The organism is uncultured Sphingomonas sp. (assembly GCF_913778135.1).
Taxonomy (GTDB): Bacteria; Pseudomonadota; Alphaproteobacteria; order Sphingomonadales; family Sphingomonadaceae; genus Sphingomonas.
This window is the reverse complement of the sequence record NZ_CAJYVU010000197.1, coordinates 1-11,912: the sequence shown is the minus strand read 5'-3', so window position 1 is coordinate 11,912 and position 11,912 is coordinate 1. Positions and strand designations below refer to the sequence as shown.

Annotated in this window: 8 protein-coding genes; 3 read left to right on the top strand and 5 right to left on the bottom strand. The window is 67.3% G+C overall.

Annotation, left to right across the window (positions count from 1 at the left end):
• The 3 genes from sufC to QZ847_RS16650 form a co-directional block, all read right to left on the bottom strand.
• Positions 1-586, bottom strand: a 586-nt coding sequence (sufC, locus tag QZ847_RS16660; protein WP_294358758.1) for a Fe-S cluster assembly ATPase SufC, incomplete at its 3' end; no start/stop codon positions are given.
• A gap of 42 nt (positions 587-628) precedes the next feature.
• Positions 629-2,113 (bottom strand): Fe-S cluster assembly protein SufB, encoded by a 1,485-nt coding sequence (sufB, locus tag QZ847_RS16655; RefSeq protein WP_294358755.1) that lies wholly within the window; start codon positions 2,111-2,113, stop codon positions 629-631.
• A complete protein-coding gene (locus QZ847_RS16650) occupies positions 2,113-2,568 on the bottom strand; it encodes an SUF system Fe-S cluster assembly regulator (protein ID WP_294358752.1) in 456 nt (151 codons plus the stop codon). Before QZ847_RS16650 ends, sufB begins: the two co-directional genes overlap by 1 nt.
• 320 nt (positions 2,569-2,888) lie before the next feature.
• On the opposite strand from QZ847_RS16650, the gene QZ847_RS16645 reads away from it, so the two are divergent.
• Positions 2,889-3,917 carry a quinone-dependent dihydroorotate dehydrogenase gene (locus tag QZ847_RS16645; protein ID WP_294358749.1) on the top strand — a complete coding sequence of 343 codons (1,029 nt, stop codon included), beginning with the start codon at positions 2,889-2,891 and terminating at the stop codon, positions 3,915-3,917.
• On the opposite strand, the gene QZ847_RS16640 is transcribed toward QZ847_RS16645, so the two are convergent.
• Complete coding sequence (locus tag QZ847_RS16640) at positions 3,858-5,570, bottom strand: gamma-glutamyltransferase family protein (protein WP_366930212.1); 1,713 nt, start codon at positions 5,568-5,570, stop codon at positions 3,858-3,860. The genes QZ847_RS16645 and QZ847_RS16640 overlap by 60 nt on opposite strands.
• Positions 5,571-5,844: 274 nt before the next feature.
• On the opposite strand from QZ847_RS16640, the gene QZ847_RS16635 reads away from it, so the two are divergent.
• Positions 5,845-7,674 carry a long-chain fatty acid--CoA ligase gene (locus QZ847_RS16635; RefSeq protein ID WP_294358744.1) on the top strand — a complete coding sequence of 610 codons (1,830 nt, stop codon included), beginning with the start codon at positions 5,845-5,847 and terminating at the stop codon, positions 7,672-7,674.
• Positions 7,675-7,742: 68 nt separating this feature from the next.
• On the opposite strand, the gene QZ847_RS16630 is transcribed toward QZ847_RS16635, so the two are convergent.
• Positions 7,743-10,691, bottom strand: a complete 2,949-nt coding sequence (locus QZ847_RS16630) for a pitrilysin family protein (protein WP_294358741.1) — start codon at positions 10,689-10,691, stop codon at positions 7,743-7,745.
• 215 nt (positions 10,692-10,906) lie between these two features.
• Here QZ847_RS16630 and QZ847_RS16625 point away from each other — a divergent pair, with 215 nt between their 5' ends.
• Positions 10,907-11,773 carry an aspartyl/asparaginyl beta-hydroxylase domain-containing protein gene (locus QZ847_RS16625; protein WP_294192444.1) on the top strand — a complete coding sequence of 289 codons (867 nt, stop codon included), beginning with the start codon at positions 10,907-10,909 and terminating at the stop codon, positions 11,771-11,773.
• The last annotated feature ends 139 nt before the right edge of the window (positions 11,774-11,912 follow it).

Below are 11,912 nucleotides of genomic sequence, written 5' to 3'. Positions count from 1 at the left end.
TCGGCTGGCGCATGATGCGGTTGATGCCGTCGCCGACGATGCGCAGCGCATCGATGTCGAGGCCGCTGTCCGTCTCGTCGAGGATCGCGAACTTGGGGTCGATGATGCCCATCTGGACCATCTCGTTGCGCTTCTTCTCGCCGCCCGAGAAGCCGACATTGACCGGACGCTTGAGCATGTCGTGGTCGAGGCCAAGGGCATCCGCCTGCGCCCGCGCGACCTTCAGGAACTCGGCACCCGACAAGGGCGCCTCGCCCCGCGTCGCGCGCTGCGCGTTCAGGCTCTCGCGCAGGAACTGCACGTTCGACACGCCGGGAATCTCGACCGGATATTGGAAGCCCAGGAACACGCCGGCGGCGGCGCGCTCATGCGGCTCCATGTCCAGCAGGTTCTCGCCGTCGAAGCTGATCGAGCCCTGGGTCACCTCATAGCCGGGCCGGCCGCCCAGCACATAGCCAAGCGTCGACTTGCCCGCGCCGTTCGGTCCCATGATCGCATGGACTTCGCCCGCGTTCACCGACAGCGTCAGGCCCTTGAGGATCGGCTTGCCGTCGATCTCGGCGTGGAGGTTTTCAATCTTCAGCATCATTCATCCTTCAGGCACCTCCCCGCCGGGGAGGCGCGAATATCAACCGACCGAACCTTCGAGCGAAATCCCGAGCAGCTTCTGCGCCTCGACCGCGAATTCCATCGGCAGCTGCTTCAGCACCTCGCGCGCGAAGCCGTTGACGATCAGCGCGACCGCCGCCTCCTGATCGAGCCCGCGGCTCATCGCGTAGAACAGCTGGTCCTCGCTGATCTTCGAGGTGGTCGCCTCGTGCTCGATCTGCGCCGACGGGTTGCGCACCTCGATGTAGGGGATCGTGTGCGCGCCGCACTGGTCGCCGAGCAGCAGGCTGTCGCACTGGGTGAAGTTGCGCACGCCCTCCGCGGTCGGCGCGACGCGGACGAGACCGCGATAGGTGTTGTCGCTGCGTCCGGCGCTGATCCCCTTCGACACGATGGTCGAGCGGCTGCCCTTGCCCAGATGGATCATCTTGGTGCCGGTGTCGGCCTGCTGGCGGTTGTTGGTCACCGCGACCGAGTAGAATTCGCCAACCGAGTTCTCGCCCGCGAGTACGCACGACGGATATTTCCACGTCACGGCCGAGCCGGTCTCGACCTGCGTCCACGACACCTTGCTGTTCTTGCCTTGGCACAGTGCACGCTTGGTGACGAAATTGTAGATGCCGCCGACACCGTTCTCGTCGCCCGGATACCAGTTCTGGACGGTCGAGTATTTGATCTCGGCATCATCGAGCGCAACCAGCTCCACCACTGCGGCGTGCAGCTGGTTCTCGTCGCGCATCGGCGCGGTGCAGCCCTCCAAGTACGAGACATAGCTGCCCTTGTCGGCGACGATCAGCGTGCGCTCGAACTGGCCGGTATTCTCCGCGTTGATGCGGAAATAGGTCGACAGCTCCATCGGGCAGCGGACGCCCTCGGGAATGTAGACGAACGTGCCGTCGGAGAAGACCGCAGAGTTCAATGTCGCGAAGTAATTGTCGTGCTGCGGCACCACCTTGCCGAGCCACTTGCGAACCAGGTCGGGGTACTCGCGGATCGCCTCGGAGATAGAGCGGAAGATGACGCCCGCTGCCTCCAGTTCCTTGCGGAACGTGGTCGCGACCGAGACGCTGTCGAACACCGCGTCGACCGCGACGCGACGCTTGGGCTCACCGTTCTCGTCACGCTCCTCGACGCCCGCCAGCATCTTCTGCTCGGCGATCGGGATGCCGAGCTTCTCGTAGACGCGCAGGATCTCGGGATCGACCTCGTCGAGGCTGCCAAGCTTTGGCTTCGCCTTCGGCTCGGCGTAGTAATAAGCGTCCTGATAGTCGATCGGCGGGATGTTGAGCTTCGACCAGTCGGGCGTCTCCAACTCCAGCCAGCGCGCATATGCCTTCAGCCGCCAGTCGAGCATCCACTCGGGCTCGCCCTTCTTGGCGGAGATGTAGCGGACGGTGTCCTCGCTCAGCCCCTTGGGGGCAAAGTCCTGCTCGATATCGGACGAAAAGCCCCATTCGTACGTCTTGGAGACGGCCGCATAGGCTTCGGCGTTCTTGGTGGCCATTATGCCAGAACCTTTGTCGGAGTTTCAGATGAAGCGGCCTGAGTGCCAGGTTGCACGGCCAACTGCGCGAGCGTGACGCCCGCGAGTGCGCCGCGCACCGCTTCGTTGACCGCGTTCCAGTGCGGCTTCACGCGGCAATTGCCGGATAGATTGCAGTCGTGATCGCCCGCGTCGACGCATGCGGTCATCACGATCGGCCCCTCTACCGCCTCAACCACATCGGCGATGGTGATCGCCGAGGGCGGGCGCGAGAGGCGAAACCCGCCGCCGGTGCCGCGCACGCTGTCGATCAGGCCGGCGGCGGACAGGCGGCTGACAAGCTTCTGTGCGGTCGGCAACGGCACGCCGGTTTCCTCCGCTAGCATCGTCGCGTTCAGCCGCGCCACGCCACCGCAATGACGCGCGGCCGCGGTCAGCAGCACGACGGCATAGTCGGTGAGCGAGGAAAGGCGCATGTTGCGAACTATTCTCAAATCGGATCAGATCGTTCCGATTGGAAGATGGCGCGCCCGAGTACAGAAATCAAGCACGTGCTGCAGCGCAAAAAGGCCCATCAGTGCAATCGATTGCACGCCCCACGAAAAAAGGCCCGACGGGAGCGCCGGGCCTGAGTGCAAGAGCTTCGCGGAACGGAGCCCTTCGGGTCGCACCCACCTTCGAGCACGTGCCGCGCCAAATGTATTGGAAAGAAGCGTCAAAGTGCCCCCCGATCCTTACACGTGCGGGGGTAAATTGACATTTGCCCGCCCGCGCGGGATCAGCGAAGGAGCATGGCATGCCCGACACGACGCGCCTGCTTCGCCTCCTCGACCCCGAACGCGCGCATGTTGCCGCGGTGCGCCTGCTCGCCGGCTGGGCCGCAGCGGGTGCGCCGATGCGCTCGCGCGTGCCGCACTTGCCCGTACGCGTCGCCGGGCTCGACTTCGCCAATCCGGTGGGGCTCGCCGCCGGGGTCGACAAGGACGCGCGCGCAATCCCCGGATGGTTCGCGCTCGGCTTCGGCATGGTGGAGGTCGGCACGCTGACCCCGCTGCCGCAATCGGGCAATCCGAAGCCGCGACTGTTCCGGCTGATGGAGGATGGCGCGGTAATCAATCGCATGGGGTTCAACAACGGTGGGCAGGCGGCGGGCATCGCGCGGGCGGCCGCCGCGAAGCGCACCGGTGTGCTCGGCATCAACGTCGGCGCAAACAAGGACGCGGGCGACCGCGTGGCGGACTACGTCACCGGTGTTACCGCCGCGGCGCGCGTGGCGGATTACGTCACGATCAACATCAGTTCTCCCAATACGCCGGGCCTGCGCGACCTGCAGGAGGGCGCCGCGCTGCGCGACCTGCTCGCCGCCTGTCGCAGTGCTAAAGGCGAGACGCCATTGTTTCTCAAGGTCGCACCCGACCTGAACCCGGCGCAGATCGACGACGTCGCGCGCGCCGCGATCGACGGCGGGGTAGACGCGCTCATCATGGGGAACACGACGATCTCGCGCCCCGCACTCGCGTCGCGGCACAAGGGCGAAACGGGCGGGCTGTCGGGGGCGCCGCTTCGCGAACTGGCGCGTGCGCGGCTGGTTGATTTTCGCCGCGCGACCGGGGGCGCGCTGCCGCTGATTGCCGCGGGCGGCATCGATACGGGTGCGGAAGCCTACGCGCGCATCCGTGCCGGCGCGAGCCTGGTGCAGCTCTATTCGGCGATGGTCTACGGCGGGCCGGGGCTGCCCGCCCGCATCCTGCGCGAGTTGAACGCGCTACTGCACCGCGACGGCTTCGCGTGCGTCGCTGACGCGATCGGGGCGGATGGCGGCTGACCTGATGCGCGGTGCAGGCACCACCTCCACCACCACCTCCCCCTCTCGGCGGGGATCGTAACCCCCATCGTAGCGTCCGCCCGGCCGCACGATCATCGCGTGCACACCCGAATCCTCGCCCTGTCCGGGTCGTACCGTGACGCCGCGCGCAGCAAGGCCGGCGAGCACCTGCGGCGAAAACTTCGTTACCTCGCCCTGGAACGCGTCGCCGCGCGCGACGAGGTTGGGCTGCGCGAGCGCCGCCTGCGTCGGCAAATTCCAGTCGATCGCGGCAACCAGCGACTTCGCGACATAGGCGAGAATCGCGTTGCCCCCCGCCGATCCGATCGCGCCGGCAAACCGATTGTCGCGGTCGAGCATAACGAGCGGCGTCATCGACGAGCGCGGGCGCTTGCCCGGTGCGACCGCATTTACTGCCGCACGCCCGTCGGCATCGCGCGGGCTGAACGAGAAATCTGTCATCTGGTTGTTGAGGAAGAAGCCGTCGACCATCCGCCCCGACCCGAAGATCGATTCAACCGTGGTCGTGATCGAGACGACGTTGCCCGCCCCGTCCCCGACGATGAAGTGCGAGGTACCGGCGGGTTCGTGCGTCGCGTCAGGGCCGGCGACGGGGGCGCCCGGCGGCGTGCCCGCCACGGGTGCCGGACCGGCGCGCGGGCTGATCAACCGCGCGCGTGCGTCGAGATAGGCCGGATCAATCATGCCGGCGACCGGCACGCGCACGAACGCGGGATCGGCGACGTAGCGATCGCGGTCGGCGTACATCAGCCGGCTCGCCTCCGCGAACAGGTACCACGCCTGCGGATCGTTCGGGCCCCGTTTCGCGATGTCGGTGCGCTGAAGCAGGTCGAGCAGCTCGATCAGCCCGACCCCGCTCGCAGGCGGCGGCGCAGCACAGACGCGGTAGACGCGCCACGCGCCGCACACCGGCGTGCGCGCGATCGGCTCGTAAGCGGCGAGGTCCGCTTCGCTCAGCGACCCCGGTAGCGGTGCGGCATGGACACGATCGACGATCCGCCGCGCGGTTTCTCCGCGGTAAAGCGCGGCCAGACCTTGCATGGCCAGGCGTGACAGGAACGCGGCATAGGCGGGATTGCGTAAGCGGTCTCCGGCCTGCACCAGCCCGCCACCCGGACGCGCAAAATAACGCTGCACATCGGGCGCCGACAATTCAGCGTAGCTGCCGCCCAGCATACGCGCGAGCCGGGACGAGACGATGAAGCCGTCTCGCGCAGTGCGCTCAGCATCGTCGAACAGGCTGCTCCACGCGAGCGCGCCGTGCTGTCGCTGCGCCTGCGCCAGCATCGCGACCGCGCCGGGCACGCCGGTGGCGCGGCCCGACAGCACGGCGCGCGCGAACGGCAGCGGCTGGCGGGTTGCGGGATCAAGGAACATGTCTGGCGTGGCACCCGCCGGCGCGACCTCGCGCCCGTCGTAGACGGTCACGTCGCGCTTGCCCGCGTCGTAGTAGGTCATGAACGCGCCGCCGCCGATGCCCGAGCTCTGCGGCTCGACCAGCGACAGCATCGCCTGCACCGCCACCGCTGCATCGACCGCACTGCCGCCGCGCCGCAGCACTGACATGCCGGCGTCGACCGCCAGCGGGTTGGCAGCCACGACAAAGCCGGGCGCGCGTGGCGCAGTGGCCACGTCTGGCACAACGCCGCTACCCTGTGGAGGCAGCTGCGCGCAGGAAGCGAGCAGGAGGGTCGCGGCGGCGAGCAGACGGGAGCGCATAGGGCGGGGATAACGGGCACTTGTCCGCCCGTCCACGCGCGTGTGATCTAGCTCGGTCGAACGAGTCGTCACTCACGATCGACTCTGATCGTGGCGGTCCTGCTGGCACCGTGGCAACGTTTCGTCACGCTCCAACGCAATGCGCCCGGGCTAGCGCCAGCCCGCCCCTGCTCCTAGAGCAAGGCCGATGCGCGCAAAACCGAAGACCGCGCACGGGAGGATCGTGGTGACGCGCAGGCTCGAGCATTTCCCCAATCTGGTCGCGATGTTCTTCACCCGCGCGGCGGAAAAAGGCAACGCGCCGTTCCTGTGGGCGAAGCGCGACGGTGCGTGGCAGCCGATCACGTGGCGCGACGCCGCGGACAAGGTCGCGCGGCTCGCCGCCGCCTTGAACGCCATCGGCGTCGAACGCGGTGACCGCGTGATGCTGGTGAGCGAGAACCGCCCCGAATGGTGTCTGTCCGATCTGGCGATCATGGCGGCGGGCGCGATCACGGTTCCGACCTACACGACCAACACCGAGCGCGATCACACCCACATCATCGAGAATTCGGGCGCGAAGGCGGTGATCGTCTCGACCGACAAGCTCGCCAAGACGTTGATGCCCGCGATCCTGCGCTCGATACAGCCGCAGATCCTGATCGGCATCGATCCCGTCCGGCTCGGCCAGACGCCGTTCGACGTCTACGACTGGCAGACGCTGATCGACTCGCATCCGGCGAGCGTCGACGACGTGCGCGCCCCGGCCGATTTCGCGCGGACCGATCCCGCCTGCATCATCTACACCAGCGGCACGGGCGGCGCGCCGCGCGGTGTGGTGCAGCACCACGGCGCGATCCTGCACAACGTCAAAGGCTGCTGCGACGTGATCTCCGAAGATCTCGGCTGGGGCGACGAGGTGTTCCTCTCGTTCCTGCCGCTCAGTCACGCCTACGAACATACCGGCGGGCAGTTCGTCCCCATCGGGCTTGGCGGGCAGATCTATTATGCCGAGGGTATCGAGAAGCTCGCCGGCAACATGGAGGAAACGCGCCCTACGATCATGTTTGTCGTGCCGCGCCTTTTCGAGGTGCTGCGCACGCGTATCTCGAAGACGATCGAGAAGCAGGGCGGCGTCTCGGCAAAGCTGCTCGCCGCCGCGCGCGACGTCGGTGCGAAGCGTTACGCGGGCAAGCTGCGGCTCGCCGATCGTCCGAAGGCGCTGCTGGTCGACACGCTGTTCAAGCCGAAGATCGCGAAGAAGTTCGGCGGCCGCATGAAGGCGATGATCTCGGGCGGCGCACCGCTGACGCCCGAGGTCGGCATCTTTTTTCAATCGCTCGGCGTCACGTTCCTGCAGGGCTATGGCCAGACCGAGGCGGCGCCGGTCATCTCGTGTAATCGGCCGAGCGCGGGGGTGACGATGGACAGCGTCGGCCCGCCGCTCCCCGATACCGAGGTGCGGATAGCCGACGACGGCGAAATCCTCGTGCGCGGCGAACTCGTCATGCACGGCTATTGGCGCAACGATGCCGAAACCGCGCGCGTGCTCAAGGACGGCTGGCTCCACACCGGCGACATCGGCGAGATCGACGCGCACGGCCGTATCAGGATCACCGATCGCAAGAAGGACCTGATCATCAACGACAAGGGCGACAATGTCGCGCCGCAGAAGGTCGAGGGCATGCTGACGCTACAGCCCGAAATTGCGCAGGCGATGATCGCGGGCGACCGCAAGCCGCACATGGTCGCGGTGCTCGTCCCCGAGGCCGAATGGACCCAGGACTGGGCGCGCGCCAACGGTCAGGCGGGTAATTACAAGACGCTGGCAGACAATCAGGATTACCGCGCCGCGCTGCAAAAGGCGGTCGATTGCACCAACCGCGACCTGTCGGTGACCGAGCGAGTCCGCCGCTGGATCGTCGCGGACGAGCCGTTCACGATCGAGAACGAGCAACTGACGCCGAGCCTGAAAATTCGCCGACACGTCCTGCGCCAGATCTACGGCGATCGGCTGGAGGGACTGTACCGCGGTTAGTCGCGGGCGTTGCTCGCCCGGTCGGCCGTTTCATGGGGAGCATCGCATCGCGACCCTCCCCTTAACCCCTATTTGGAGCCGGCCGCTGTCGGCGCACCCGCCTTCTTCGGCATGACCGCCAGCGTCCAGTCCTTGGACGGCAGCAGGTACTTGGCCGCGGTTGCTTGCAGTAGTTCGGGCGTGATGCTCGTCATGTCGGTGACGATACTCTGCGTCGCCTCGACCCGCTTCGGATCGTAGCTGCCGCCCTGCATCTGCATCAGCCAGAACTGGTTTCCCGACGACGCGCGCGCCATGTACTGGAGCATCGGCACGATCGTACGCTTGAGCTCGTCCGGGCCGATCGGCGTTGACACCAGCTCGGCCGCGATCTGGCGCGACAGCTGGAAGAACAGCGGCACCTTGTCGGGCGCCACCTGCCCCAAAGCGATCAGCCGCCCGCCGCCGGGAAGCCCGGTCGGCCACTGGCTCTGCGCGCTCGGCGAGTAGCTGGCGCCCGCGACCGAGCGCAGCCGCTCGAAAAGGCGATCGGAGAAGACCGCGGCGAGCACGTCGAGCCGACGTGCTTCGGCATGATCGGCCGATCCGCCGCCGGTCGGCCACGCGATCACCGCCGCGGCCTGCGTGTCCGCGCCGTCGTGCGTCAGCTGCACCGGCGCCGTGTTGTGCGCGGGGAAGCGCACCGGCGCAGCGCTGGTGGCGGCGGGCGTGCGAGGTTTGAGCGCACCGAAACTCTTGGCGATCGCGGCGATTGCCTCGTCCGCTTTCACATCGCCGAACACGTCGACCTCGATCGGACCGGTCGCGAGCAGTGGCTCGAACAATTTGCGGAAGTCGGCGGCGTTGAGCGCCTCGATCTGGCCAAGCGTCGGCGTGCCCCAGCGCGGGTCGCCGTCACGCAGCAGACGTTCGAGATCGCGCGACAGCACGCCGTCGGGTGACGACGACAGCCCGGCATAGCCCGCTAACGCGGCGGCACGTGCGCGCGCGACCGGCTGCGGGTCCCAGCCCGGTGCCGCAAGCTTTGCCGCCATCAGCGTCAGATTGTCGGCGTAATCGCCCGGCGTCGTGATCGCGCTCAGCGTGAACGCGTCGTCACCGATGTCGAAGTCGAGCCCCATGCGACGCCCGGCGGTCAGCTGGTCGAGGTCACCTTGTCGTAACTTGCCAATCCCGCTCGCGACCAGCGCGTTGTCGCCAGCCCAGGCCACCGTGGGCTTGTCGCCCGGCAGCGCCAGATTGCCCCGACCGAAGCGCACGCGCAAGTAGACGCGCCCGGTCTCCGAGGTGTTCGGGTATAGCAGCGCACGCACGCCGTTCGAGAACGTCACCTGCTCGATGCCCGGATCGGCCGACACGGTGGCGCGGGTTACGACCTTCCCGGCGGCGCCGAGTTTCGGAACCTTGGAGAAGTCGACCGCGGCCTGCTGGCTGCGCTTGCCCGCCAGCTTCGACACGTCGACCTTGAGCGCGGCGGCGAGCTTCGCGGCGGCCCCCGCATCGGGCGTGCGGGTGTTGAGCATCGCGCGGGTCGCGTCGCCCTTGAACAGCCGGTTGGTCGATTCGAGCATCGCCGCGGGTGTGAAGAACCCCTTCGCGCGCGCGTCCTGCAATATCTTGTACGAGGTTTCCGGACCCGCCACCGTTTCGCGGATGTCGAGCGCCCCGACCATGTCGTCGGCCTGTTTCGTCCCCGCCTCGACGCGCGCGGTGGCGACGTCGTTCTTCATCGCGGCGTCGAATTCGGTGAGCTCGCGGTCGACCTCCGCTTGCGTCGGCGCGGTCGACATCGCATCGGCGATCACCGCACGCACGTCCTTCAGCGCCGCCTCCCAATCGTCGCCTAGGGGCACGATGTTGGTGAAGGTGCCGTTGGCCGATCGCGATACGTCGTCGAGGCTGACGGAGGCCTGGAGGAAGCTGCCCCCGGCCCGCGCGCGCGTCTCCAGCCGGCGGTTGATGACGCGCAGCGCGACGAAATCGACCAGCCGCTTCTGGTTGAAGATGATCGTGTCGTCGCGGTACTCCCACGGGCGCAGTACCGCGGTCGCGACAATCGGCGGTAGCGAGGGTTCGACCACCGTCTTCGTCGGCGGTGCGTTGGGGTCGGGTTTGCCGAAGCTGGGTGCGGGAACCGCGGGACCATGCCCGGTCCAGCTCGCGAAATTCTTGACGATCAGCGACGCGGCCGTTGTTGGATCAATGTCGCCCGACAGGATCACCACCGTGTTTTCGGGCCGGTACCAGCGATCGTGGAACGCCTGCACCGCGGCGGGCGTCGCCGCCTCCAGCGTCTTGATCGTACCGATCGGCGAGCGGTTGGCGAGCGGCTGCCCCGCGAAAAAAGTTTCGCGCAGCGCATCGCCGTAACGGACCTGCGGCCCCGGTGCCTCGCGCTGCTCGGCGAGTACGGCCGGGCGCTCGGCGGCGAGCCCCTGCGCGGTGATCGCGGGCTCCTGCATCATGCCGGCGAAGATCTTCAAACTCTCGTCGAGGTTCGCCTGCGTCGCGCCGGGCAGGTCGAGCTTGTATACCGTCTGCGTCGGCGTGGTCGACGCGTTCGAATCCGATCCGAAGGTCGCGCCGAAACGCTGCCACACGCGCTTCGCCTCGCCATCGGGGACGTATTTGGAGCCGCGGAACGACAGATGCTCGATCAGGTGCGCGAAGCCCTGCTCCGAGTCCTTCTCGTACAGCGAGCCCGCATCGATGCGAACGCGCACCGCGACCTGACCCGGCGGCACGCCGTTCTTGCGCACCGCGTACCGCAGCCCGTTCGGCAACCGCCCGAAATACCATGCCGGGTCGGGCGGGATGTCCGAACCCTTGAACAGCCACGGCGCGGTATCGACCTTGACCGAGGCGGGATCGACCGGCGTCGCATCGGGTGTGGACGGCTTCGCGGCCGGAGCAGGCTTGCCGTTCCCGACGCGCTGTCCGGCGGCGGCCGGAACGAGCGCGGTAGCGAGGAGAAAGGCGACGAGCGGCTTGGACAGCGCGCGTGCGGGAGAAACCATATGCGGCGGCTTGTAGGCCTCCAGTCGCGGCTCCGCAACGGCTGCGCGGCGGATAGCCATCCAGTTTAGGGGCGGCGGCAACACTTGATAACGCACCGGATCGATCAGCGCCCACTTCGCCGCATCAATGCCATCATTTCGTCGCCTTGCCCGAATAGTGACGTCTTACTGGCGAGTTCCGCCACGAAGACGCAGCGCGGAGACGAGAACGAGCAATGATCGCTGAGAAGGTCGCCCACCCACGCCAGTGGAAAAGCGACACGCCGGCTCCGCACACGATGGCGGCCGCCGCGGTTGCGCCCGATCCGACAATCATCGCGGGGGCACCAACCGCGGGCGCGGCGATGAAGGCGGAAGGTAATCGCCCGCTGATTATCCGCGTCGGCAAGCACCTGCGCGGCCTGTTCGATCATCTGATCGCGGGATCGTCGCTGGTGCCGAACGATCCGGTGCTCGACATGCGCGACTTCGCCTGGACGCAAGGTCTGCGCGATCACTGGGAGGCCATCCGGGCCGAGGCGACCGCGGTCGCCCTAGTCGGCCACGCCGCGCCCAGCCTCGCCACGATCTCGCCCGATCATCGCTCGATCGCGGAGGTCAACAAATGGCGCTCGTTCTTCCTGTGGGGTTATGGCTACCCCATCCATGACAATCTGGCGCGCTGCCCCCGAACGAAGTCGGCGATCGAGGCGATCCCCGGGCTGAACTCGGCCTTTTTCTCGATCCTGGCGCCGGGAACCCACATTCCCGCGCACCGCGGCGTGACCAAGGGGCTGATCACCTGCCACCTGGGCCTGATCGTGCCGCGAGACGGCGACGTGCGGATGCGCGTCAACGACCGGGTGGTGCGCTGGTCGGAGGGGCAGACTCTGGTGTTCGACGACACCTACGATCACGAGGTGTGGAACGACACGGAGAGTACGAGGGTCGTGCTGTTGATCCAGTTCGAGCGCCCGCTCAGGCAGCCGGGCAAATGGTTCGCCGACCTGTTCCTCGGCTTCGTCAAGCGCAGTGCCTTCGTGCAGGAAGCCCGCGACAATGTCGCCAAGTGGAACGCAGCGGTGAAGCAACTCGACGTGTGAAGGTCGGGCACGCGCGCTGAAACGATCGCTTTCGTGGACGCCGCTTGATCCCGCCGCCGCGCCGGGCCACATCGCCGCCATGCTGATCGAAACAGAAGCCACGCCGAACCCGGCGACCCTGAAGTTCCTGCCCGGCCGC

What these genes read in the sequence shown, in the direction of transcription:
- sufB (WP_294358755.1), bottom strand. Translation starts at nt 2,113, where the DNA reads ATGGCCACCAAGAACGCCGAAGCCTATGCGGCCGTCTCCAAGACGTAC.
- QZ847_RS16650 (WP_294358752.1), bottom strand. Translation starts at nt 2,568, where the DNA reads ATGCGCCTTTCCTCGCTCACCGACTATGCCGTCGTGCTGCTGACCGCG.
- QZ847_RS16645 (WP_294358749.1), top strand. Translation starts at nt 2,889, where the DNA reads ATGCCCGACACGACGCGCCTGCTTCGCCTCCTCGACCCCGAACGCGCG.
- QZ847_RS16635 (WP_294358744.1), top strand. Translation starts at nt 5,845, where the DNA reads ATGCGCGCAAAACCGAAGACCGCGCACGGGAGGATCGTGGTGACGCGC.
- QZ847_RS16630 (WP_294358741.1), bottom strand. Translation starts at nt 10,691, where the DNA reads ATGGTTTCTCCCGCACGCGCGCTGTCCAAGCCGCTCGTCGCCTTTCTC.
- QZ847_RS16625 (WP_294192444.1), top strand. Translation starts at nt 10,907, where the DNA reads ATGATCGCTGAGAAGGTCGCCCACCCACGCCAGTGGAAAAGCGACACG.